This window comes from Thermobacillus composti KWC4 (genome assembly GCF_000227705.2).
Taxonomy (GTDB): Bacteria; Bacillota; Bacilli; order Paenibacillales; family Paenibacillaceae; genus Thermobacillus; species Thermobacillus xylanilyticus.
On the sequence record NC_019897.1, the window covers coordinates 2,979,980 to 3,004,549 of the forward strand.

The following is a 24,570-nucleotide window of genomic DNA, read 5'->3' on the forward strand; positions in this document are numbered from 1 at the left end:
TCTGTCATCTTCTCGCAGCATGCCACCGGTTCACTTCCTCGGTGATCTCCCTTCCGCCCAGGCGGTGCCATTCCTCCACGAAGCGGTCGAATTCGTCGATCGGACTGCCGAGAATGATGCTGATGAACGTATCGTTTTTCAAATTTTCCAGAATGCTCAGACGCTCGATCATCGTCTCCGTCGGGGCGCCGTAAAACCGTTCGTACAGCAGTTGGCCGTTCTTCTCGTACTGGTCAAGGATCGCGAACGCCCCGTCCGGGCCGTACGTCTTCTCCCAGCCCCAGCCCGTCTCATCGTTTTGTTGCAGATAGGCCTCGATTTTCCTGTAAATCGATCGGGCTTCGTCCTTGAGCACGGACATGTCTCCCGTGCGCCGCGCTTCTTCCAGTTGACGATAGGCTTCCAGGTTTTTATGCGCCGGGAACGGCGTAACCGGTGAGAGCTGCCATGCGGGGTAGGGCGTGCTGTAGTAGGTTTCGTATTCGGCGGTCTCCCCCCAGTTCTTTTCCAGATGCAGGTTGAACAGCTTCACGATCGCCTCGGGATGTTCATACCCTTTCCGGACGGCCAGGAACTGATAAGTCGGGAATCGAAGCGGGACTTTCACTTCCGTTCCGGCGACCGCCACAATCGGGAACGCCCCCCATTCCGCTTCCGGGTCGTTGGTGCAGCTCGCCTGCACATCGAACGAAGCCCATTGCTGGCCGTACGTCATGCCGATCTTCCCGGCGGCAATCTGATCCCTGACTTTGATGCCGTCCTTGAATACGAATTCGCTGTCGATCTGACCATCCCGGTACATTTCCTGGAGCACTTGCAAGGCCGTCTTCACTTCCGGCTGCACCGCGCCGTACACAAGCCTGCCCGCATCGTCCTCGATCCACAGGTTCGGATAGGCGTGGAAACCGGCCATGAACCCCGTCAACCCCTTGACGGGGTCCCATAAATACTGGGTGACGGCCAAGCCGAACGTGTCGTGCTCGCCGTTTCCGTCGGGATCGTTTTCTGTAAACGCTTTCGAAATGGTCAACAAATCCTCCATCGTCCGCGGAGGTTTCAAACCGAGCCGCTTGAGCCAGTCGGTTCGTATCCACAGAAATTCGGCGCCTTCAATGGACGAGAGCGTTTCCGGAATTCCCATCAATTTGCCGTCGATCGTTGCCGCTTCGAAAGGGCCCGGCCCTTCCTGACCGAGAATCTCCTTCGTGAACGGCGTGGCGTATTGCTCATACACGTCGGTCAGTTCCTGGATCAGACCGGCTTCGCTGAGCTGCCGAAGCTGCTGGGCATCGACCGTGACGACGTCGGGAATGTCTCCCGAAGCAAGCGCAGCCCCCAGTTTCTGACGGTAGAGATCGCCCTTGGCCGTCCATTCGTACGTGATCCGGACGCCCAGCACCCGTTCATACAGCCGGGTCCACCGGTTGTCTTCCAGCGTCTCGCCCGGAAGATGGTCAAGCAATCCGTACAGATTGTCGCCGGTTTCCCGCACGAATGACAGTTCCACCGGAGGATCGTAGCGGCTCAGTCCGGGATGCGCATAGGCCGTCTCTTCGATCCCGGAAGGCGGAGGCGCTTCCCTGACGTCTCCGTCACCCCGGCATGCCGTCAGAAGCAGGACAAAGCTCGCTGCAGCCGTTGCCAGTCCAACCATTCGCTTGAACGGCATCCGCAATTCGGGCAACCTCTTTTCCCATTCGTTTTCGAAGCAAAATTGCGTGTATTTTTTACTATATCGGCATTCCGCAGATCAGGCAACGTCCATATCTTGATTTTCTTACCCGTTTTTTACGAAATTATAGCGTATGAACGAAAAAAAGGAGCCGAAATCGTCGGGATTGCGGATTCCGGCTCCTGAAACCATGAGTCGCCCGGGCTGGGTTACGTTCTTCTTTTTATACTAAAATAAATCTGATAAGGTTCATAGCCAATATCCCGGATTCGCTTGAATGAAATGGCGGGATCCTGATTGGCCGTCTTGAAGAAATACCGCCAGCTCCCCCACTCGCGTTCATTCTCCATTACAATTTCGGAAGCGATGTCCTCACTCTCCACGTAGAGGATCCGTTCCGCGTCGCATATGCCCGCCAACACTTCGGGGCCGTAACGAAAAGCGCCCGTATTTTCGTCATCGGGGAGCGGAACGAAACGAATGCCGATCGGCAGCAACACGCTGATCTTGTCGCCGTCCCGCCAGACCCGCCGAATCGGGTAGAATCGGGTGCTGTCCGACGTTTTTCCGTGAAACTCATCGTTCACATACAGGACAGCGTCCGACATGATCCATTCCGGAATTCGAAAATGGATTGCGAACGGCTGCTGCACGGATGTGCGGATCACGAAATCGTACTTTCGGTATGGCGGCAGGTTTTCATGAATTGCCGCAACTTCGTTGATCGACTGATAACCCGCAGTGTTGGAAGAAGTCATGCTGTTTCCGTTCATAGGATCCTGGGTCTGAATGATCCGGAGTTCCCCTCCGTTGATTTCCGTTGTCATCTCGGAATTGAAATATTGGCAAATGTAAATGTCGTCCCGGTCTTGATAATAAATGCCCCTGTTCCAGGCGGCATTCGCCTGAACCATGGTTCCGTGGCAGCAGAAGAAACTGCTCGTTTCCGTGCTCCAGTCCTTGCGCAATCCGGCCTTCATCGGAAGAAAGTACGTGAGCAGCCCGGTGCCGGGATGGTTGTGCGGATTGCCATTCAATGCATACTCCCGGTAATAGGTCTGCGCCATTACCCCGTTATAAAGATTGTATTCCCTGTATTGCGCATAGCCGGGGTCACCGGTATGCCTGAACAGAAATTCCGCCAACCGCATCATGTTGTACACCGTGCAATGCTCCTGATTCTTGTCCCCGAGGCGGGCTTTCATCTTCATCTTCGGCATCCAGACTTCCCCGGAAGTCTGGCCGCCCGTGGCAAGGAAACCTCTTTCCGTCACCGCACAATTCCAGTAAGCTTTGACAACGTCCATCCAACGGCTGTCGCCGGTTACTTCATACGCCCTGGCACAACCGAGCACTTCCGGGATCGTCGTGTTGGCATGCATGTTCGTGAGCGGATCTTTCCCTTCCAGCAAGGGCTGAAAAAGCCTGCCGCGGTAATAGCGTTCAAGCAGCGTCTTGTACTTCCCGTTGCCGGTAATGTGCAGGAGATCGGCCCATACCTCCAGCATGCCGCCCGTCTCGACATCCAGAATGTCATCGAATTGGTCGCGGGTAAACCGGCCGCTCCATTCCACGAACCAGTCCGCGAAACGGTCCGCGATGTCCAGCGCCTTCTGATTCCCCGCGTACTGAAACGAATCCACCAGGCCCATGAAGAGCTTGTGAAGATTGTACTGCGGCGCCCAGATCGCTTTACCGGCAGCGATCCAGTGCAAATATTTCTCGGGAATCGGACCCGCCCATTGTCCGCCGTTGTCCTTCTGGCATTCGGCCAGTTCATCGATGATGCCATCCGCCTTGGCTTTCAGTTCCGCATCTCCGGTCGCATGATAATGAATCGCCGCCGCCGACAGCCAATGTCCCAGGAAATGGCCCCGAAGCTGACAGACCGGCGACTCCCAGCCTCCGTGCGCCCACGGCGGAATCTCTCTGCCCGAATACCGGCCGGCCTCCAACCGATAATTGAACAGCAGGCTGTCGCTGTTCAGCTTCATCAAGTACGCCCGGTTGGCTTGTTCCCGGCGCCGCAATTCGTGGTCGCGAATGATGACGTTTTTTCCTCTCAATTCATACATGAAAGGCCCTCCATTCATGAATGCTCATCGCCGGAACGTCAGCCTCGCTTCTCGTAACGGAAATAATCGAAGTCGACACAGCCGCCGGTTTCCCGGGTGGCGTAATGGAACAATCCGAACCTGCAGCCCATGAAGTGATCCAATGTATATTTCAATTGCAGCGGGCGGCCGACGGCATGCCACTCGCCGCCGTCCGCAGAGTAGAAGAAACGGGCAAGATCCGCGCTGTCACGGAAGTCGAAGTCGATTTTCAAATGAATGCTGTCGCCGTCGTACCGGATTTTCTCGACCACCTCTTCCCCGCCGTCTTCCCCTCTGACGCACATGGCAACATAACGCGCACCGTCTTCCGCAACGTGAATGCCGACGGTGCCGTAGAAATGCTGCAAGGCGACCAGGCCGGCGCGGTCTCCCGGTTTCATATGCGCAAACTCCATCAACGTCATGCCGCTGCACGCCGGGCCTTCCGTCCGCTGCGTCAGCGTATTGCGGGCATATTCCACGCTGCGTGCCGGACTTCCGGTTACCAGCCTGAGCCAGCCCGGCCGCTCCGTCACGGACCACAGGCTGTTATCCGGATTGTGATTCCATTGCCAGTTCAGCGCCAGCCGGTTTTCGCTGTAGTCGAACGCATCGCTGATGACGAGCGGCCCCGCCGCCGCGTCCGGCAGCTGCAGCTCAAAAGATTGCGGCACCTTGCCATCCGTACCGAACACGGGCCAGCCGTCTTCCCATCGAACCGGAACGACGCAGGGCACCCGGCCGACGGCATCGTGGTCCTGGAACAGCACGGCCGCCCATTCGCCCGCGGGCGTATCGACAATGCCGCCCTGCGCAACGCCGTGGTTGCGGTAGCCCATGTCGTCATCGAGCACCACCCGCCTCTCGAAAGGCCCGAGCAGGTTGCGCGACCGGTAACAGATCTGTCTGCGGCGCTTGTTGCCGACCTTCGGCCATTCGATGAAGAACAAATAATAGTAGCCGTTCAACCGATAGGCATGGCAGCCTTCGCACCTCAGCCCGATGCCTTCCCGTTCCCCGACGAGCAGCAGTCCGTCGATGCCGCCCGGCTTGACGGCCGTCAAGTCTTCCGTCAGCTCCGTAATCCGGATGTCGCCGTTGCCGTGGATGACATAGACGCGGCCTTCGTCGAACAGCAGGCTCGGATCATGATAGACGCCGTCGATGACGGAACGTTCCCACGGCCCGTTCTCGATGTCCTTCGTCCGGTAGATATAGAACCGCTTCATGTCCAGACTCGAGAAGCACACGTAGAACGTGCCGTCATGACAGCGAAGATTGGGGGCCCATGAACCTTTGCCGTAGATCCCCTTGCCGTCCGACAACTTGTGGGCGTCATGATCCTCGAGCGTCTCGAACACATAGTTCACGATTTCCCAGTTCTTCAGGTTCACGGACTTCATGATCGGGCATCCCGGCATCGAATGCATGCTCGTGCTGACCATATAGAAAACGGATCCGACCCGAATGACGCTCGGATCGGGAACATCGGCCCAGATGACCGGATTGGTGATAAGCGTGCCGCCCACTGTGATCGCTCCTTCCGATTGGCGTGTGGCTGCTTGCCGGCATCATGCGTCTTGCGGCTCCTGCCCGGCGGAATCGATGACCGCCCAGAACGCCGGTTTCGCATGCAGCTGCCGGTCGAACAGCAGCGGCGCATCCGTGCGGTTCTGCACGGGGAAGTTGTTCAGCCACGTATGATCGTCCGCAATTCCCCAGAACACGACGCCGCCGATAATGTCCTTGTTCTCCCTGAACGCTTCGAACAGCTCGCGGTATCGGTCGGCCTGCTTCCGGAGAATGTCCTCCGGAATATCGCTTCCGTAGTCTCGCCGGTCGTTCCAGGCATAGAGGCTCATGTCCAGCTCGGTGACCAGGTTATCCAGGCCGAGTTCGCTGAATTTCTTCATCGATTCGATGATCTGGCTGACGGAAGGCCCGTGGATGCTGATATGCGTCTGATGTCCGACGCCGTCGATCGGCACGCCCTTGTCCAGCAGTTCCTTCACCAGCTCATAGATCCGGTCGCGCTTGGCGGGACTGTCCGTACCGTAGTCGTTGATGTACAGCTTGATGTCCGGTCCGCCCGCTTCGCGCGCGGCGCGAAAAGCCGTCTCGATGTAATCGATGCCCGCGATCCGGTACCACGGGCTTGCCCGCATGCCGTCCGGATCGCCGGGTTCGACGACCTCGTTCACCACATCCCACGACCGGATATCGTCTTTATACCGCTCCACGACCGTGCGGACATGCCGCTCCAGACGTTCCAGCAGCAGCTTCTTGTTCGCTTCGCGTTTCTCCGGGTCGGTCTCGTCGACCATCGGTTTGCCTTCGGGATCCAGGAAGAACCAGTCCCCAACCTGATTATGCCAGACCAGCGTGTGGAAACGAAGCTCCATGCCGTTCGCTTTGGCAAATTCGACAATCCGGTCCGCCGGCTCCCAGTTGAACCGCCCTTCGGCCGGCTGGAGCGAAGCCGGTTTCATCGCATTCTCCGCAACGATCATGTTCACATGCTTCTTGAGCAGCTCTGCCCGGAGTCCCGATGTATGGGCCGGCTCAATGGCCGCGCCGATCGGGAACAGACCGGCATACGCCTCGGCCAGCGACGGAATGTCCGGTTCCACGGAAGGCGCCGGCGCCGCTGCGGCGGGTTCGGGCTCCGCCGGTGACGGATCGGTTTCCCCGCCGGCCGCTCCGTCGCCGGCTGACTCGGCCGAATCGTCCGTTATCCCGGAATCGCTTGTATCCGGATCTTCCATGACCGCCGCCTCGTTCACCTCGTTTGCATCCTGACTGCCGTCCTTGCCGCTCAGCACCAGCCAGGCCGCAATGCCCGCAATGGCGATCAACACCACAATGAGACCAACCTTCAAGATCTGCGTTCCCCCGAAATCCATCATGTTTTACTCCTCTCCCAGCTTCAGCGCCTGCGCAATGCGGATTCGCGTCAAGCGAACCGCGAGGATGAGCAGGCCGACGGCCAGCGTAAATCCGACGATGGCGTAAAGCTGCACGTAATCGCTCAACTGCCGGACGATTTCGAACGGCGGCACCTGCTCCGCGGCGGCGAAGGACATCTCGAACAGCGGAACGAACAGATCGCTGGTCAGATTGCCGATCCAGACGCCGATGACGACGGCCGCGGCGGAGGTGAGCGCCTGCTCGCTGACGAGCATGCCGATCATCTGCGGATACGGAATACCCATGGCCCTCAGCACCCCGTACTGGAGCGTCCTTCCGGACAACGTCAGCATCCAGAAGATCAGAAAGCCGAAGAAGCTGATCAGCATGGAAATGACGAAGCCCAGCGTCATGACGCCGTTGATCGCCAGCCGGAACGGCTCGTTCCGGGAAAGGATCAGCTCCTGCTTCGCATCGCGGAGGCTGACGATCTTGATCGATTTCTGCATCAACTGGTCATAGATCTGCTGGCTGGAAACGCCGTCCGCAAGCTTCAGCCACACTTCGTACGGTTCGAGCGCCAGCCGCTTCTGGATGGTGCCGAGATGGCCCACGATCAGCTGCGGTTTGGCGAGCCGCTCGTCTCCGGTGCCTTCGCGCTGCGGCAGCGGGTTCCAGGTCGGCCAGTAATCGATGATGCCGTAGACGGTGAACTGGACCTGGCTGACGCCTTCCCAATAGATGCGGATCGGATCGCCCGGCTTGAGTCCGGCCGCGTCGGCGATCGACCGGGAAATCAGCACCGCCCGCGGATTGGGCGCGATCAGATTCAGATAACGGTTGATGGGGTGATCGAGCAGCCCGTCCTTCATCCAGGCGGTCTCGCCGAATGCCTTCGTGTCGATGCCGAGCAGCGTAACCTTTCCGGTCTCGCCGCCCTTGCTGACAAACATGGCGCCCTCTTTCCGGAACACCTTCGCGACCGACTCCACGCCCTCCAGTTCCCTGAACGGTTCAAAAGGCGGCTCGGCATATTGGATGCGTCTCGGACCGGCAAGTCCGGCCCCGGACTGTCCCTGCTGAGGAACCATCTGACCGGAAAACGCCGGCGCGTCGTTCTCCCAGCGCGTCATGAGGACCATGTCAGCCCCGATGGCATAGCGGATTTTGCTTTCCATGTTGTCATTGATCGTCCGGGCCGCATTGGCGCTGAACAGGCCGGTCGCCACACTCATGACCAGAAACATTTTGATCGTCAGGTACTGTCCGGATGAGCGGCTGATCTGGACGAGCGAGTAGTAGAGCGCCGGCGGCCACCATCTGCGGCCTGCCATGTAGACGAGGCGGATGACCCACGGGTAGATCCGCAGCACGAGCAGCCCGGCGCCCAATGCGAACACCGCCGGCATCAGGAACAGAAGCGGATCGATCTGCAGATCAGCCGCATCGAGCGCCAGCCGCTTCACATCTTCCTGCCGCCGGGTGAAGTTGTACAGCAGGTAGACGGCTGCGCCGACGAGCATGAAATCAAGACCGGTCTTGTGCCAGAAAGGCATCTTCGTCATCCGGGCCATTTCCTGCTTGCGGCCCACGATGCTGACTCTTGTCGCCAGCAATGCGGGAATGAGAATCAGCAGAACCGCTCCGCCCGTTGCGAGCGCCGCAACCTTGTACGTGCCGACGTCCAGCGCAACCTCCAGCGCGGAGCGCTGCACGAAGGACAGAAAGACGTTCGTCGCTCCGAGTATTTTCGTGAACAGGACGCCGAGGGGCGGTCCAGCAGCCAGCGCGCCGAGTCCGAGCAGGAGGCTTTCGAACGCATAGATGCCCGTGATCTGCAGCCGGCTGGCCCCGCGGCTGCGCAGCACGGCGATTTCCGTCTTCTGCCGCTCGATGATGAGATCGGCAACCATATACAGATAGAACACGAGCATGATCATGACGGGCGCGTAAAGCGCCAGCATCATGATGTCCAGCTTCGACTGCTTGCCTTGATAGGCTGCTGCCGTCGCGGTCGCCGGGATGTTGACCTCGGCCACGCCGAACCTGCCTTTGAAGTAGCGGCGGATGTCCCGGTCGGCCGCAACGAACGCATCGATCTTGTCGACGGAGAGCTGTTCGATATCCAGGGCGTAGCGCCATTCGAGCGCGGAAATGGCCAGCTTGCCGCCCTTCGTGAACTCGCGTTCGAACTGTTCAAACGGAATCAGAAAGCCGTCGGAAATCTCGTCGGTCAAATACGGCAGATAAGGATCGGCTTCCGGCGCCGTCTCCATGATGCCGACCGGGATGACGCGGAAGCGGACCCGTTCGTCCTGCATCGATTGCGCGATCAGCTCTTCCCCGAGATCGCGCTTCACCGCAAGCAGGAACTTCTGCGTCACCAGCGCTTCGAAGACGCCGTCCGTACGGTCCGCCGGCATCCGTCCGTCGATCAGCCGCACCCGCTTCTCCATGTCCGACAGCGCCTTGAAGCCGCCGGCCGTGTTCTGCGCCCGGATCTCCTGTTCCGACGCGTCCGCCCCGTAAACCTTCAGCCTCTGCGTGAACCTCTGCTGGTAGAAGGACAGCGCCTCAAGTCCCGTCCGTTCCGGAATCGATCGGACGAAGCGGTCGGCCTGGGCGATGCGTTTCGCCGTCTCTTCGTCCGCCTTGGCCGAAGCGACGGTCGTACTGATCCGGATGAAGCCGGGATAGACGGATTCCCTGCTCTGCAAGAGCTGAAGTTCTTTGTACAGCGTTCTTTGCAGAATGGCGTGGGAGTACAGCGGCATGGAGCTGAACAGCGCGACGCACACCGTAAGACCGAACCACAGGTTCAGCTGCAGCCATTTGTTCTTGGCCATCTTGCGGAGAATCATCATCAACAAGGCCATACGCACACCCATCCCGCGCCCGGCGGTCCGGGCACTTGTTGTTCGGTCAGTTGTTCAGCACAACCATCTGGCCTTCTTCGAGCCCTTTGACAATCTCGACTTCGGTCGGCGTCGTCAATCCCGTCTCGACGTCCACCTCTTTGATCCGTTCGCCCTCCACAACCTGCACATAATTGCGGCCCATGTATGAGCGGATCGCCGAGCGCGGCAGGACGATGACGTTCTCCCGTTTCTGGAGCGGGATCGTCAAGTCGGCGCTGTGGCCGATCTGTACGTCTCCCGGCGGGTCGTCGATGCCGACAACGATCGTCACCCCGTTGCGCTCCGCCCCCGCGGGATCGGCAGTCAACGGAGCGCTGGAAGGCGTCTGCAGCACCTTGCCCGTGTACTCCACGCCTTTGTACTTCAGAAAGGCGGGCATCCCGACTTCCAGTCCGAACAGTTCGCGCGATTCCGCCGCCACATAAGTCAGCTGCACGCTGTCCGGGTCCGCGATGGTCACGATCGGCTGGTATGCGCTCACCGTGTCGCCCTCTTTCATCGACGCGACGAAGATGACCGTACCCGAGATCGGCGCGTGCAGCCGCGCCTTGCCGAGCCGCGTCTCCATCGCCTCGAGCATCTTCTGCTCCCGTTCCAGATCAATTTCCCGCAAGCGAAGGTCGACGCCGCTTGCGCCGGAAGTGCGCGCTTCTTTGTAAAGCAGCCGGGCGCGCTCCACGTTCAGCCGCTGCAGCTCCGCCTGGAGCTCCAGATCTCCCACTTCCAGTTCCGCCACCGGCTCGCCGGCCTCCACATGGTCGCCGAGCGCAACATTGATGGATTTCAGACGTCCGCCCGATTCCTTGAACGAGAGCGTCTCCACACGGGACGAAACGAAATGCGCCGTGCCCCTCAGGTACGTCTCGATCGTCCCCCTGGACACCACCGTGTAATCGAGCGGTTCCCTGGCGGGTTCGACGAGCGGCGGCTGAAGCGCCTCGTCCTCGACGGGGAGAAACGAACATCCGGAGAGAACAAGCGATGCGGCCGTAAGTACGGCCAACACCGCAGCCAGCCCTCTTGCGCGGAACATCCGGTTACGCCCCCTCTTCTTACCCGACAAGTCCGGTCCGTTCGATGCTTTCCACGAAGTAACGCTGCACGAACAGATAAATGATGATCAGCGGCAGGATGGCCAGCAGAATGCCCGTGTCCTGAACCATGCTCTGGTAGAACGGATCCTTGTTGGTCGCGACGCCGCCTTCAAGGAAGAACGACAGATTGTACGGCAATGACGCGAGCTGCGTTGACATGACTTTGCTCGACGTCAGATAGGTGGTCGTGAAGAAGCTGTCGTTCCATTGCCAGACGAACGAGAAGAGCAGCACGGTGACGATGGCCGGCACCGCGTTCGGCAGCATGATGCGCGCGAACGTCGCGCCGACGCCGGCGCCGTCGATGTAGGCGGCCTCCTCGATCTCCCTGGGAATGCCCCGGAAAAATTGCCTGAAGATAAAAATGAACAGCCCCGCCTTGAGCGAGTTCGCCGTTACGGAAGTCAGGATGAACGGCCAGTACGTATTCAGCAGATTGACGGTTTTTCCGGTCAGCAGCGGAATGAGTCCCATCAGACTGAAATCCTTCAGGTTCATGTAAATCGGGATGAGTATCGTCGTGGGCGGGACGAGAATCGTCAGCACGACCCCCGCAAAAAGCAGATTGCTGCCTCTGAACTTCAGCCGGGCGAACGCGTATCCCGCGACCGCGCTGGAAGCGGCGGTCAGCAGCGTGGTCGTCCCGGCCAGCGCGAACGTGTTCACAAGCGTCTCCCAATAATCCATGATCGAGATGGCCTGCCTGAAATTGTCCATGGTGAAATGTTCGGGTATCCAGACCACGATCGGCGAATAGAGATCCGTCTTGTCCTTGATCGCCGTCGATATTTTCCGCAGAATCGGGTACAGGATGACATACGACAATCCCGTGATCAGCACGAGCCGGATCAGCGACCACAGCCATCGCTTCCAGCTCTCCGGCGACAACAAGCGCGCGATCGTCAACTTGAGCGCCCCCCTCTATTCCTGATAGAAAACTCGTTTGGATACGAAATACGTGGTAATCAGCAAGATCAACATTACGACCGCGAAATAGATCCAGGCCATCGCCGAACTGAGTCCGAAATCGAAGTTGTCGAATCCGGTCGAGATGATCAGATCCGTCATCGCATTCCGGGAGAACGAGTCGATGATCGTATAGACGACGTTGACCAGGATGAGCGGGCTGACCATCGGGAACGTGATCTTCCAGAACGCCTCGTATCCGGTCGCTCCTTCGATCTTGGACGCTTCATAGAGCTGGGGGGAGATCGTCTGGATGCCGGCCAGGAAAATGAGAATCTGCACGCCCGACTCGCTGATGATTTGATAGATGCGGTCGACGGCCCCGGTCAGATACAGGACGATCGTCTCGCTCACGCCGACTTCCAGCATCATCCGCTCCAGCTCGAAGGACCGCAGCACATTGATCGGGCCGCCGGAAGCCGCGTTCTGATTCATGATGGTCTGCACGAGGCTGGAGGACTCCAGATTCGCGATGATGCCGGAAGCGAGAATGACCGGCAGGAAGAAGATCGCCCGGGCCAACGCTCTGCCGACGAATTTCTGGTTGAGCAGAACGGCGAGAAACAGGCTGAAAATGATGATGAGCGGCACGTTCACCACCATGTTGACGACCGACTCGGTGAGCGTGCGGTTGAAATTCGGATTGACCGTCAAGGCTTCCACGTAGTTCGCCATGCCGACGAACCGGATCGTCATCCCCTTCGAATCGGCATCGATCGCGCTGAGGCTGTACCGCAGGGACAGGATGAGCGGTACGGCGAAGAAGAAGACGAACCCGAGCAGCCATGGCAGGACGTACAGGAATCCCCAGATTGCTTTCTGCTGCGCATAGGTCAACGGTTTGCCGCCGAATCGCATGAACCGTTTCATGACCGCTCGCCTCCCGTCACATAGCTCTCGGCTTCAATCGTCCGGCCTTCCGCCGTCACCGGGTGTCCGTTGTAGTTCACGATGACCGACATGCCGCTTTCGTAGACCGTCTTGAATACGCCTTCGTCCAGTTTCTCATGGGCAACGATCCGCTCGTGCCGGACGTCTTTCAGCACCTCGTTCACTTCCCGGTAGATGTCGGCCGCCTTATCCATCCACAGCGCATAATGGACGGCGTACAAATCATGGTGATCCGTATCTTTCACCTTGTAGTTCGGCTCATGGATCCAGGTGAAGGATACGCCGGATCCGTACTCCAGACAGCGGAGCACATATTGCCGCTCGTTCGGATAGTGCGAGAGATTGAACGGCGCTCCCGTATAGTCGATGTATCCGCGGATCACCATCTGGTAGAACGGAATCGTCTCGTCTTCGATCTTGAATCCGCTGCTCGCCAGCGGGGCGTTCGTAATGTCCGTCACATAGGGCAGCGCGTACGCGTTGCCCCCCTCGGCCATGATGTCCAGATCCGCCTCGTGAATGCGCTGCAGCGCGCGGACGGATATGCTCTCGGACTCGGCGCGGTCGATCGTCCGGCGTTTCCGGTAATCGCTGTTCAGCCGGTCGGCGAGATCCCGCAGCGAGATGCCGCCCGTCTCGTACGCGGCTATGCCGTCGAGCATGCCCTCGACGTAGGAACCGACCAGCCTCGGGGATACGACATAGGACGGCGATCTGCCGACATCCCGCCGGCCCAGCGCCGGATCCAGCGGATAGATCGCGGCGGGCACGCCCCGCAGCGTCCGGGCGGCATCCTTGGATTCCCTGAAACTTTTGCCCGAATGGGCCATCACGACGGCGACATCCGGGAAGAACGAAATCCCCTGCTCCCGGACGAACGCCGTGAATTCCCGCAATCCCCGGCTCCCGCCGACCGCCCGGTCAACCGCGATGCGTTCGGGAACGCTGTGATCGAGTCCGCCGTTGAACCAGCCGGCGTACTTCAGGTTGATCCGATGGACGCCGCGTTCCTGCAGCCGGCGGATGATGGTCTTCGCCTGCTCGAACGTCGTCAACGGTTCGAGCGCACGGTACGGAATGCCGACGACATGCTTCTTCTTGTCGATGCTTCCGATCAGCTGCAGATAGAACGGCATGTCCGTTTCCCCATCCGTCTCCCGGTCCGTCTGCCGCCGGGGCAGTCCGCCCGTGCGCTCCAGATATTGCTGATAATATTGGGCCATTCCCGCATACGACGCCTCCCGGCCGCTCAGGAACGCGTAGCGGATCGTAAAATCCGTCCGCACCGGACGCTCCTGAAACTTCGGCAGCGTGCGGTGCTGATCGTCCGCCTGCAGCGTCACTTCATCCTTGTTGATCATCTGAAAGCTCGGGTACACATAGTTGTAGCTGTTCAGCCGGCCGGCGACGTCGGCGTTGATGGACGCGACGGAAGCTCCCTGCTCGATGATCGCGAGGAAGGCGCTTTCTCCCTCCCGGATGATGCCGAACACCGGCAGCCTGACCGCCTGCTCCCGGATCGCATCCTCGGTCCTTTCCATCGTCAGATCGGTTCCGTACACCGTTTGCCGGTAGGCCGGAACCATCGTTTTCCCGTTGTTGAAATGAATGAGCGCGCCGGAACCGTCCGGAACGAAGATCGAGCCTCTGTCATCCTGTCCTCCCGCCCCGAAGAAGCTGAGGACGGAAACCTCGCCTACGGGAAAGCCTTCGGGATACCGGATATCGGCGACCGGAACGTTGACCAAGAGATTGTCGCCGTCCAGGGTGTATTCGATCGCCGCCAGGAAGATCCGCGCCTCGGGTTTCTCCTGCGTGAACCCGAGCTCCTCCGTGTCCTGCTGCAGGTCTTCTTCCGTATAGCCGGCGTCTTCGAACGCTTTGAACGTGCGGGCAAGCTGCAGTCCGCTCAGCGCGCTGTCGTTCCGCACATAGACCGGTTTGTCGGGGTCTTTCTTGTATGCAATGGTCAACGCGCGCTGCCCCGTCCGGTCCAGCTTGCCCGACAGTTCCTTGAAGCGGGCTTCGCTCAGCATCAGCGGCAGATCGGCGGCCGTCCGTTCGGCGGTGCCGAATTGCCAGGTCACCCGGACACCGTCCGGGATCGGTTCGAACGCGATCTGCTTGTGGGCGACGCTGTCCGTATAGGTATTGATCGATTGAAGCTGTCCGAATCGGTTGTAATAGTCCAGTTTCAGCTGCGCCGACAGCAAGTCTTTGTTGACTCCGGAAGCGATCGGATCCTGATCGCGGTCGGGCGGGTTGCTGTGCCAGATGTCCCCGCTCCGCTTGTCGCGGACGGCGATGGCGCCCGTCTGGTCGTCCACGAACAATTGCAGATATTCGTTCTCGGCGATGCCTTTCATCCCGGACAGCTGCGCATCCGTAAAGGAAGCGGCAAGCGGCGCTCCCGGCGTGAACGCATCCGTTGTCCCCGCGGTTTCGTCCGCCGCTCCCGGATGGGAACCTGAGCAGCCCGCCAGACCGATCATGGCCGCGAGGCACGCGATCAGCAGCGGTTTTCTCACCATGCGCATTCCGCCCCCTCTTCAATACCGTAAGGAAATCTCCTGATAAATGACGGTGACGAACGAGACGATCTGCTGAAGCAGGCTGAAGAAGAGCAGACAGATAAACGCCAGGAAGCCGATTGCCACCACGGTCAGCAGCATCGTCCCGACCGTCTTGGCGGGCGTATATTGATGCACCGTCATATTTCCGACGAACAGCAGATACAGTGACCAGAGGACGGCGACGCTTTCCGAGAAATAATAGAAAGCCGCTTCCTGCAGCGTGATCGCGTTGCTCAGCCAAATCCAGGGAAAACGGATGATGATCATCGGGATGAGCGCGAAACAGGTGGACGCAAAGATCTCGACGAACTTCCCTTCACCATCCATCAGCGTCGTGAGCGACCAGTTGGCCACGCACCAGAACAGGACGGGCACGGCCACATAGACGATCTCCATCAGGCTGTTCATGTCGTCCGGGTTGTACAGATGAACGACAAAGCCGCTGTACTGGCTGCTCAGGATGTTGGTGGCGGCCATCAGGACCAGAATGGCAAACGAAACGATCAGATTGGCTTTCCTGCTTTGTTCGTACTTGAGTTCCCAGTAACCCGCGAACGGATGGAAAATGAGATAGAACGGGAACCGGACAAGCGCTTTACTCAAGGGTTGCGGCCCCCTTCCTTCTCAGCATCTTCCTCAGTTTCTTCAGCAGCAGCAGACCGGCGGTCACCGCCATGGCCGCCGACAAGACCGCGGGCAGATACTCCCGGAGCACTTCCTTGCGGCGGAGCTGGAACGCCTTCGAATAGTTGCGCTGATCCATGCTCAGCTTGAAATACTGCATCGCTTCGGCATATTTGCCCTGGCGCAGCAGCGCCTTCCCGATGCCGGAGTAGGCGAATTCCAGGTTCGCGTTCATGTCGACCGCCTTGCGGAACAGTTCGACGGCCCGCTCCTCGTCCCCGCGGTAGTAGCTTCTGACCGCTTCATTGAGCGTGCTGCCGTATTCCGTCACCTGGAACAGCGTAATTTCGCCGAGCGCCTTGTCCAGAACAAGGAAGTCGTCCCCCAGCCGTTCAATGGCGACCGGCGTGTTGAATTCGCCCCGTTTGTTCCCCAGCCCGCCGAAAACGTACATCAGATGTCCGTCGCCGTTGTACGTGAAGATGCGGCCCCGCTTGGCATCGAGCACGGAGTAGATCTCGCTGTCCGCCACGTCGATGTCCACCAGCCGGGAAGGGCCGGCGCTTGCCGTGTAGCGAATGTCTCCCCGCGGGCTGAAATAGCCTTCCCTGCGCAAAATGTCGTTTCCGTGCGCGTTCAGCTTTTTGATCGTTTCCCCCCATTGATCGCCGTTCGTCGCGTAGATGAATCCTTCTTCATTCATGTCCAGGCTCGTAAATTCCGTCGGCACGAACAGCACCATCCGGCTTCGCTGCTCGCGCGTCGAGATCCGTTTCCAGAACAGTTCGACCGGATCGACCCGGACGCGATTGGCGCCGATGAAGGAGGTGAACGTTCCGTCGGCGTTGAATTCCATGAAGCCGTCGAACACCCCGACCGCCAGCACGTACAGCCGCTGCGCCTTGTCGGCGGCAATTCTGACGGGCTGGAATACGAAGTTGGCCGGAAGCAGTTCGGATTCGGGCGACTCGATCACCTTCACCAGATGGAGCTGACGGTCCAGATGGACGATGCGCCTGTTCCCGGTATCGGCGATCAGCACTTCCTTGTCATCCGTCACGAAGATCCCCTGGGGGTTCGCGAACGTATCCGCATGTCCGTCCCGGACGAAGGAATCAATGACCGACGCCGGCTGCAGCTGCCGGTCCAATACGACAATCCGGTTGTTGCCGGAATCCAGCACATAGATGTCACCGTCCGCCGTAACGAACAGATCGTTCGGTTCCTTGAACGGCCCGACGCCGAGATCCCGGCCGTTCAGCAGCGCGGCCGGCAAATACGGCGCGGGCGAACTGACCGTATCCCCCCAGAAGGAGTAGTTGTAGGCCACGGGGACGCCGTCGGCCCGGGCGGCCGCTGTGCCCATGCCCGCGCCGAGCAGACCGGCCATCGCCAGGAGGACGACGACGTGTTTGATCCGCATGCTCATCCGCATCCTGCGCCCCCTTCCTAATCTTTCATCCCGGATGAGGCCATCGTCTGAATGACGTTGCTCTGGGAGATGACGAAGAGCGTGATCGGCACGATCATCAGAATGAGCGCGACCGCCGCCCCGACGCCCGCCCGGGCGATGCCGCCGAGCGAAATTTGCCCCAGCGCGTAATGAAGCGTCTTCAGGTTTTCGCTGTAAATGAAGCTGCCGCCGTCGCTTCCCCACAGCATCGGGAACTGCAGAATCATCAGCGTCAGCCACGCCGGTTTTACGTTCGGCATGACGATGCTCCAGTAAATCCGGTATTCGCTCGCGCCGTCGATCTTGGCCGCTTCCAGCAGGGCGTCCGGAATCTGCTCCATGAACTGCTTCATCAGGAAGAGGCCGAGCGAGAAGGCGAGCGACGGCACGATGATCGACGCGTGCGTGTTGATCCATCCGAGCCAGGACATGACCATGTAGTTGGGAATGGCGGTGACATGACCCGAGAACATGAGCGACAGCACCACAATCGAGAACAGCGTCCGGGAACCCGGAAAACGGTACTTCGCCAGCGGGTAGGCCGCCATGGAGGCCAGCAGAATATGTCCGGCCGTCCCGATGATCGTAATGAGCAGTGTGTTGGCGATGTACCGCGACAGCGGCACCCAGGAGTTCCCCATCAGGGCCACCAGGTCGTAGAAGTTGTCCAGCGTCGGATTGCGCACGAAAATCCGCGGCGGAAAAATAAACAGTTCGTCCAGCGGCTTGAACGCGTTGTTCACCGCGTAGATGAGCGGGATGGCCGAGAAACAGCCGAATACGCCGAGAAACGCGAACAGAATGAAACTGACGGTGAACGAACGGTTCAACCTTCTGCGGATGCGAAAGGCCAACCACAGTTTGTAGGTCATGTCATTCCCCCACCTTCCGCAGCAGCTTCTGCGTCATCAGGTTCGTCCCGATCATGATGAGGAACAGAACCGTCGCAATGGCGGACGCATAGCCCATCTCGAAGCGGATCGTGCCGTAGTCCATGAGATGGGTGACCACGGTGTGCGCCGCATAGTTGACGCTCGGGAACCCCGCCAGCGCGATCGAGATATCGGCGACGGCGAAGGAGGCGGTGATCTGCATGACAGCGCCGAACATGAGTTGCGGCCGCATGGACGGCAGCGTGATGTACCACAGTTCCTGCCAGCGGTTCTTGATGCCGTCCACCGCTCCCGCTTCGATCAACGTCTTGTCGATCGTCTGAAATCCGGCGATGAAGGCGAGGAAGCTGGTGCCGAGGCTGAGCCACAGCTGGACGATGATGACGATGGACAGGATATACTTCTCGTTCGTCAGCCATTGGATCGGCTCCAGAATGAAACCGTACCGCATCAGAAAGCCGTTCAGATAACCGTAGCTGTCGCCCGAGAACAGGATCAGCCAGATGAAGAACACGTTCCCGGAGATGGACGGCGCGTAGAACACCAGCGTCATGAAGGCCCGGATCTTGGGCGACAGCTCGTTGATGATCCAGGCGAACAGGAAGCAGGCGAGATAGCTGACCGGACCGGTAATGAGCGCGAAAATGAACGTATTCTTCAAGGCGATGATGAAGATGTCGTCATCCAGAAAGAGCCGCGTATAATTCTGCCACCCCACGAATCGGGGAAATTCAAGCATGTTGAAATAGAAGAAACTGAGCCCCATCGAGACCACGACCGGTATGACCGTGAAGGTAAAGAAAATGAGCATGTACGGGCCGATCAGGATGTAGTAGTGCCTGTTTCGCTTCAACTCTCGCACCAGACCGGCCAATCGCGACTGCTTCTTCGCACGGGAAAGGCCGGGCACGGTGTGTCGGGCCGTTTCGGCTTGCATGGGCTCACCCCCGGCTGCTTAAGGCAAATTGAACTCTTTGCGCTTGAGCGCGATTTCGTCGTTGATGTACAGGACATAATCCGACAAGGCTTCGCGGGGATTCTCGTTCGCATTGACCACCCGGCGGAAGGCGTTGTCCAGATGTCTGCCGGTGAAGTATCCGCCCGGCACTTGCGGAATGCCTTTGACCCATTTCCATTGTTCTTCCAATTTCTTGTAGTCTTTGACCGGCCACGGCAGTTCCGCGAGCGCCTCGACATTCGCCGTCGGGTAGCGCGCCGCCTCGCCCATGAGCGCCTCCATCTCGCGGCCGTACATCATCTGCGTGTCCTTGTCCGTCCACCACTTCAGGAACGTCCAGGCCGCGTCCTTGTCTTTCACCTGCCGGAGCATCACGGCGGCGGTGGTGTGGCTGGCCACATCATGGCGCACGGTTCCGTCCTCCCGCACCGTGCCGGGGACGAGGGTGAATTCCCACAACCCCTTGATTTCCGGCGCGAATACCGAGAGCATGTTGTACATCGTATAGTCCGCTATGCCGATCGGCATCTCGCCCGTCCGGAACCGGTTCGGGAAATCGGCGGTCAGCGGAAACTTGTAGCTGGTGTAGAACTGCGTCCACCGTTTGAACACGTCCATGGACGTATCCGAGTCCAGCGCGCTGCGCTTCTGGTCGTCCGTGTAGAACTCGCCGCCGTTCTGATAGAGCAGCATGGCGAACGCCGCGTTCGGCACCAGGTTCGCGTTGTTCAGCGTGTTCTCGAGCGGCAGGTAGAACTCCATGTTTTTCTTCTGCAGCACGGAGATCATGTGATAGACCTCCTCCCACGTCTCGGGAGGCGTCAGGCCGAGCTCCTCCAGAATGTCCTTGCGGTAGAACATTACCGGGAACATCTGCTGCTCCGGCAGCGCATACACGCCTCCGCCGTACCGGTAAGGCGTCAAGGCGCTTTCGCGGAACCGTTCCGCCACTTCCGCAAAATCGGGGAACGTAGACAAGTCGATCGCCGCGCTTCTCATGGCGTAGTTCACCGGCACTTCCTCGCCGACTTGCAGGGCGACGTCCGGCCCTTCGCCTGCCAAAGTGGCCGGGAGCAGAATCTCCGCCGGCACGAGTCTGAGCTTCACGGCAATGTTCGTCTCGGGCGTAAAATAGTCGTCGATCAGCCCTTTGAGCACCTGCGCCTGATCCCGCCCCGTCGTAATCCAGACCGTGATCGACCGGTCCCCGCCGCCGATGTTGCCGATGCTGTCGTAATCCTCGGTGTACGAGGCGACGAGGGAGCCGAGTTCGTGCTTGATCCGCTCCAGCAGCGTCGCTTCCGCGCGCGGAGGTTTCCGGTCGGGAGAGTAGATGACCAGATAATCCAGCGTCAGCGGCTGCTCCCGCACGGTCAGCAGCCAGGTGCCGAGGGCGCCGACATTGATTTTGAAGGAATTCAGGCGTCTGGCGACGGTCTCCGGATGCGCCGCCATTTCCTCCAGCTGGTGGACCATCGTATGGAGAACGGCGACTTTGTCGCTCCGTTCGCCCGTCGTCTGTTCCAGATAATCCGCCACGCTGCGGATCGTGTCGGCCTGCTTCCCGAGGACGTCCAGCATGTCCGGAATCCGCTTCTCCAATTGATAGTCGCGGTAGGGATCCGGCGTGTTGGACGTGATCATGACGATTTTCCGATACAGCTCGTTAAGCTGAAGCACGCTCGACTCGATCGTCCGGATGAGCGGCGCGATCTCGCCGAGGGTCACCTGCATGCGGATCCGGTGCTTGCCTTTGGTCAAATAAAAGAAATAAGGCTCCTCCTCGCCCAGGACGTCCGTTCTCCATTTCATGTCGAAGTCAAACCGGACCCGCTTCATTTCCCGGAACGGATATTGTCCGTCGATCATGATGCTGCGGGTGGCGAACAGGCCGCGCAGCTGGTCCTGTTTGCGCTTCAGCGCGATATGATACAAGCCGTCCTCTTCCACTTCGAACTCCCATTCGATCCACTGACCGGGAAGCTTCCAGTTCAGTCCGCCGATGGTGTTGATCCGGATCTTGGATACGTGGTACGGCTCGACCGACGAACTCGACCGGTCGGCCAGCGGATACAGGGTCGGCGACGACTTGAGCACCGCATCCTCCGCCTGGAGGATCACAAGTTGATTGCTGGCCGGCTTCAGCCCATCCGCTTCATAACCTTTCCTGACCTCTTCGTACGACTTAATTTCCGGCTCCTGGTACAGTTCGATGTAATCGATGGCCATCGGCTCCCGCAGCGCCGTCAGGGTGATGCGCTGCACGCCCCTGTCGAAATGGAACGCGTACGGCTCGTCGACATCCCCTTCACTGTCCGTGAACGAAGCGATCCGCCAGGCCGGTTTCTCGACCTGGGTCGGCCGCAGATCATTCCCCCGGTCGTCCCTGCGGATCGTATCGTGCCGGTTGCCCCATGTCCGGTCGAACAGCAGCAGTTCCGCCCCTTTGAAAGGGATTTCGCCGTTGATGCTGAACGACCGCTCGACAGCCGAACTTTTGCCCTGAACCGGATAATAATGAATGCGGATGTTGTACAGTCCCGGGCGGCTCACCGGAACATCCCAGCTGATCGAACCCGTCTCCGGCGTCAGGACGGCTGTCCCGTCGAGCCCTTCATAACGGTCCACAACCGCGAAGCCGTCTCCGACGGTCTCGACAAAGTCCTCTCCCTCGATGCGGATCACTTCGTCCGGCCGTTCCGCGCCGGCATGGCCGGCCAGGTAACGGTCATACCCGTTGCCCAAGCTTTCGTCCGTCACGGCAACGAAATCGGCCATCGCCCGGACGCGCCCGCCGCTGCCGGAGCCATCCGAACGGTTAAACATCCAGACAGACAAAAAAAGAACGGCAAGCACGAGTGCAAGGTACGCGTACCTCTTCTTGCGGATGTTCACCATTCTCCTCTCCTGCGACACAAGATCGAAATTGGACGACAGTCCCCGGATAGAAGCGTTCTATGCGGGGACTGTCGGTCACCGTTCCGTTTGCGCGTGTCTACGATCCGTACACTTCGTCGATGGCCGCCTGGAAGACCGGCTTGTATTTTTCAACGACGGTGGAAACCGACACGCCGCTGTTCAGCTCGCCTTCAAAATCGTAGTAGCCGAGGTTCGGGAAGGTATGGTGATCCAGCACGAGCATGTTGGGCGCGACCATTCTCGCGTTGTTGATGTCGTCTTCATTCGTGAACAGCGTCTCGTACCAGCCTTGGTCCGGGTAATCGTAGACCGAATCGATATCGTTGATTTTCTCCCAGATATACATGAGCTGTTCGGGATTCGGAATGGCCTTCGGGATCGTGAGCGCCTGGTACAGCGCTTCGAAGGAATGGTACTCCGTCGCGCTCGGCCCCTTCGGGAACGGCACGAAACCGATGTCGGCATCCGGCATATCCGTCTTGATGCCGCTGAGCTCATGCAGCGCGCCCGCATACATCAGCGTGTTGCCCTGGCGGAAGAACTGGCCGGGCTCCGTCCAGTTGCCGCCTTCCGTCGGTCTGCTCACCTGTTCGGTTACGAGACGCGAGACGAAGTTGAGCGACTCGAGCGTTTTCGGATCATCGAGATTTTGTTTGTCATCCTTCGTGAGCGACGTATTGTTGGAAGCGAGCGCGAATTCGAGCAGCCCCCGGTTGGCGAGGCCCCAGGTATCCAGCTTGCCGTCGTTGTTCGTATCCCGGTTGGCATCCTTGGCCACCTGGATGAACGTGTCCCAATTCCAGTTGTCTTCGTTGACATATTCCTGCAGCGGTTTGATGCCGAGCTGATTCATCAGCGTGCGGTTGTAGAAAATGCCCTGGACCAGGTTGGCGTGGTTTTCGGAAAATCCGTAGCCTCTGCCCTGGTAGGTGTAGTATTCATTCGTCACTTTCTGGTTGAACGCGTTGGCGTTCTTCGTGTACTCGTCGATCGGCCAGAGCAGATCCTGCTTGACCAGCGCCGGCACGGTGTACGTCTTGCCCAGCCGGACGATCTCGCCGATCGGTTCGCCGGCGAGCAGCGACGCCGTCACTTTCTGCTGATATTCGCCGTAATCGATCGCGATATATTCCACCTTGAAGTTGTGCTTGGCCATCAACGCTTCCAGGTTTTGTTTCCGCTGGATGTTGTCCGGATTGTTTTCCGGAATGGTCATGTCCCACCACGACACGATCCGGATCGTCTTGCCGCCCAGGTCGAAATCCATCTCCGGCGTCCGGTACACGTCATCGTCCAAATCTTCCGTCTCGTCGACCGGCTCGTCCCCGGTCTCCGTGTCGACGGTTGTCTCGTTTCCGGACGAACCGGTGCTGTCATTGTTGCCGTTATTGCTCGAGCCGCCTCCGCTGCATGCGGCCAGCAGCAGGAGCAATGCGCACAGCAGCATGGCCATGGTGCGAATCCGCATTTCGAATCCCCCTCGTTCGGTTGACTTCGCCAAAGAGTTTAGCGCTTACAAACGAGAGGCAACAACCGGACGGACACCAGATCTTTCACCCGGCAAACGATAGGATCAAAACCGGCAGACCCGCCTTGCGCCGGACTTCGGAGCCGAACTTCGGAGCAACAAGTAAACAACGGCGAGCAATGCAAAGAAAAGCACATTGTCGGTGTTCCGTGCGGTTTCCATAATGAAAACTGACAGCGTCGTCATTCCTCGAGACGACGGGCTCCGAATAATGATGGGCAGGGGGCGAACATCATGCATCCGGTGCTGCTGGTTGATCCGAATGATCATTCGAGGGAAAAAATCAAGAAGATGATCGAGCGGAACCGCTGGGGATTTGCCGTGGAAGGATGGGCCGAGACGTCTGCGGACGCCATGTCTTTGATGTCCCGGCGCCTGTTCTCGCTTGTGCTGATCAACATTCGGCGCGAGTACACCCGCGGCATGCAGTTGTGCGACCAGATCCGTCAGAAAAGCCGCATCCCGATCATTCTCGTCGGCGGAAGGAAAAGTTTCCATCTGGCCCGGAAAGCGATGCGTTACAAGGTCAGCGACTATTTGCCCGACCCGGTATCGTCCGACGAGCTGCTGCGAAGCCTGCAAACCGTCAAAAGCGAAATCGAAACCGCTTCCGCTTATCCGTCCGGCCTGTCCGGCGAAAATACGCAAGCGCTTTCTTCTCCATCCGGCATCATCGATCAGGTGAAAACGTACGTTCGGGATTCGCTGCACGAGAACATCACCCTGAAAGAGATTGCCCGCATCCTGCACTTCAACTGTTCTTATCTGGGGCAGAAATTCAAAGAACACGAGAATATGACGTTCAACGAGTATCTGCTGCGGCAGCGCATGGAAAAGGCCAAATCGCTGCTTGCGCATACGCACCTGAAAGTGTATGAGATCGCAAGCGAAGTCGGCTATTCGGACCTGGACTGGTTCTACAAGAAATTCAAAGCGTACACCGGCGTCAGCGCCAATCAATACCGGAAAATGTTCTCCGGCACCGCATGAGCCGGCCGGAACGCTCCAGATGCGGTCCCGGCTGCATTTCCATTTCTCCCCTCGCCGGGTGTATAATAGCTGGAGAATAAGGGCGTTT

16 protein-coding genes are annotated in these 24,570 nt (G+C 59.0%); 1 reads left to right on the plus strand and 15 read right to left on the minus strand.

Annotated features, from left to right (window positions below; genetic code table 11):
• Window positions 1-4 precede the first annotated feature (4 nt).
• The 15 genes from THECO_RS13830 to THECO_RS13900 all read right to left on the minus strand — a co-directional run bounded on the left by THECO_RS13830 (window position 5) and on the right by THECO_RS13900 (window position 23,432).
• Window positions 5-1,654: an extracellular solute-binding protein gene (locus tag THECO_RS13830; protein ID WP_086010553.1), complete on the minus strand. Its 1,650-nt coding sequence runs from the start codon at window positions 1,652-1,654 to the stop codon at window positions 5-7.
• Between the two features lie 227 nt (window positions 1,655-1,881).
• Entirely contained in the window at window positions 1,882-3,747 is a 1,866-nt protein-coding gene (locus THECO_RS13835; protein WP_015255675.1) for a beta-L-arabinofuranosidase domain-containing protein, read from the minus strand.
• Between the two features lie 38 nt (window positions 3,748-3,785).
• On the minus strand, window positions 3,786-5,297 hold the full coding sequence (locus tag THECO_RS13840; protein WP_015255676.1) for a glycoside hydrolase family 43 protein: 1,512 nt from the start codon (window positions 5,295-5,297) through the stop codon (window positions 3,786-3,788).
• A gap of 42 nt (window positions 5,298-5,339) precedes the next feature.
• A complete protein-coding gene (locus THECO_RS13845) occupies window positions 5,340-6,674 on the minus strand; it encodes an endo-1,4-beta-xylanase (RefSeq protein ID WP_015255677.1) in 1,335 nt (444 codons plus the stop codon).
• Window positions 6,675-6,677: 3 nt separating this feature from the next.
• Window positions 6,678-9,551 carry an ABC transporter permease gene (locus THECO_RS13850; protein ID WP_015255678.1) on the minus strand — a complete coding sequence of 958 codons (2,874 nt, stop codon included), beginning with the start codon at window positions 9,549-9,551 and terminating at the stop codon, window positions 6,678-6,680.
• A gap of 46 nt (window positions 9,552-9,597) precedes the next feature.
• Window positions 9,598-10,626 (minus strand): efflux RND transporter periplasmic adaptor subunit, encoded by a 1,029-nt coding sequence (locus tag THECO_RS13855; protein WP_015255679.1) that lies wholly within the window; start codon window positions 10,624-10,626, stop codon window positions 9,598-9,600.
• Window positions 10,627-10,645: 19 nt separating this feature from the next.
• The gene (locus THECO_RS13860) at window positions 10,646-11,593 is read right to left on the minus strand and encodes a carbohydrate ABC transporter permease (protein ID WP_015255680.1); all 948 of its coding nucleotides are present in this window, start codon (window positions 11,591-11,593) and stop codon (window positions 10,646-10,648) included.
• 15 nt (window positions 11,594-11,608) lie between these two features.
• On the minus strand, window positions 11,609-12,523 hold the full coding sequence (locus tag THECO_RS13865) for a carbohydrate ABC transporter permease (protein ID WP_015255681.1): 915 nt from the start codon (window positions 12,521-12,523) through the stop codon (window positions 11,609-11,611).
• On the minus strand, window positions 12,520-15,081 hold the full coding sequence (locus THECO_RS13870; RefSeq protein WP_041853925.1) for a DUF5696 domain-containing protein: 2,562 nt from the start codon (window positions 15,079-15,081) through the stop codon (window positions 12,520-12,522). The genes THECO_RS13865 and THECO_RS13870 overlap by 4 nt, the downstream gene beginning before the upstream one ends.
• Window positions 15,082-15,093: 12 nt before the next feature.
• Window positions 15,094-15,720, minus strand: coding sequence for a YIP1 family protein (locus tag THECO_RS13875; RefSeq protein WP_015255683.1), 627 nt, complete (start codon window positions 15,718-15,720; stop codon window positions 15,094-15,096).
• Window positions 15,713-17,176: a hypothetical protein gene (locus THECO_RS13880; RefSeq protein WP_015255684.1), complete on the minus strand. Its 1,464-nt coding sequence runs from the start codon at window positions 17,174-17,176 to the stop codon at window positions 15,713-15,715. The genes THECO_RS13875 and THECO_RS13880 overlap by 8 nt, the downstream gene beginning before the upstream one ends.
• 14 nt (window positions 17,177-17,190) lie before the next feature.
• Window positions 17,191-18,066 carry a carbohydrate ABC transporter permease gene (locus THECO_RS13885; protein ID WP_015255685.1) on the minus strand — a complete coding sequence of 292 codons (876 nt, stop codon included), beginning with the start codon at window positions 18,064-18,066 and terminating at the stop codon, window positions 17,191-17,193.
• A 1-nt stretch (window position 18,067) separates the two neighbouring features.
• Window positions 18,068-19,024, minus strand: a complete 957-nt coding sequence (locus THECO_RS13890) for a carbohydrate ABC transporter permease (protein ID WP_015255686.1) — start codon at window positions 19,022-19,024, stop codon at window positions 18,068-18,070.
• An 18-nt stretch (window positions 19,025-19,042) separates the two neighbouring features.
• Entirely contained in the window at window positions 19,043-21,943 is a 2,901-nt protein-coding gene (locus THECO_RS13895; protein WP_015255687.1) for an extracellular solute-binding protein, read from the minus strand.
• A gap of 97 nt (window positions 21,944-22,040) precedes the next feature.
• Window positions 22,041-23,432, minus strand: coding sequence for an ABC transporter substrate-binding protein (locus THECO_RS13900; protein ID WP_015255688.1), 1,392 nt, complete (start codon window positions 23,430-23,432; stop codon window positions 22,041-22,043).
• A gap of 294 nt (window positions 23,433-23,726) precedes the next feature.
• Here THECO_RS13900 and THECO_RS13905 point away from each other — a divergent pair, with 294 nt between their 5' ends.
• A complete protein-coding gene (locus THECO_RS13905; protein WP_015255689.1) occupies window positions 23,727-24,482 on the plus strand; it encodes a response regulator transcription factor in 756 nt (251 codons plus the stop codon).
• The last annotated feature ends 88 nt before the right edge of the window (window positions 24,483-24,570 follow it).

Coding starts and splice junctions, on each gene's coding strand:
- THECO_RS13905 (WP_015255689.1), top strand. CDS start 23,727: ATGCATCCGGTGCTGCTGGTTGATCCGAATGATCATTCGAGGGAAAAA.
- THECO_RS13890 (WP_015255686.1), bottom strand. CDS start 19,024: ATGCAAGCCGAAACGGCCCGACACACCGTGCCCGGCCTTTCCCGTGCG.
- THECO_RS13865 (WP_015255681.1), bottom strand. CDS start 12,523: ATGAAACGGTTCATGCGATTCGGCGGCAAACCGTTGACCTATGCGCAG.
- THECO_RS13880 (WP_015255684.1), bottom strand. CDS start 17,176: ATGCGGATGAGCATGCGGATCAAACACGTCGTCGTCCTCCTGGCGATG.
- THECO_RS13835 (WP_015255675.1), bottom strand. CDS start 3,747: ATGTATGAATTGAGAGGAAAAAACGTCATCATTCGCGACCACGAATTG.
- THECO_RS13885 (WP_015255685.1), bottom strand. CDS start 18,066: ATGACCTACAAACTGTGGTTGGCCTTTCGCATCCGCAGAAGGTTGAAC.
- THECO_RS13850 (WP_015255678.1), bottom strand. CDS start 9,551: ATGGCCTTGTTGATGATGATTCTCCGCAAGATGGCCAAGAACAAATGG.
- THECO_RS13870 (WP_041853925.1), bottom strand. CDS start 15,081: ATGCGCATGGTGAGAAAACCGCTGCTGATCGCGTGCCTCGCGGCCATG.
- THECO_RS13895 (WP_015255687.1), bottom strand. CDS start 21,943: ATGGTGAACATCCGCAAGAAGAGGTACGCGTACCTTGCACTCGTGCTT.
- THECO_RS13855 (WP_015255679.1), bottom strand. CDS start 10,626: ATGTTCCGCGCAAGAGGGCTGGCTGCGGTGTTGGCCGTACTTACGGCC.
- THECO_RS13845 (WP_015255677.1), bottom strand. CDS start 6,674: ATGATGGATTTCGGGGGAACGCAGATCTTGAAGGTTGGTCTCATTGTG.
- THECO_RS13830 (WP_086010553.1), bottom strand. CDS start 1,654: ATGGTTGGACTGGCAACGGCTGCAGCGAGCTTTGTCCTGCTTCTGACG.
- THECO_RS13900 (WP_015255688.1), bottom strand. CDS start 23,432: ATGCGGATTCGCACCATGGCCATGCTGCTGTGCGCATTGCTCCTGCTG.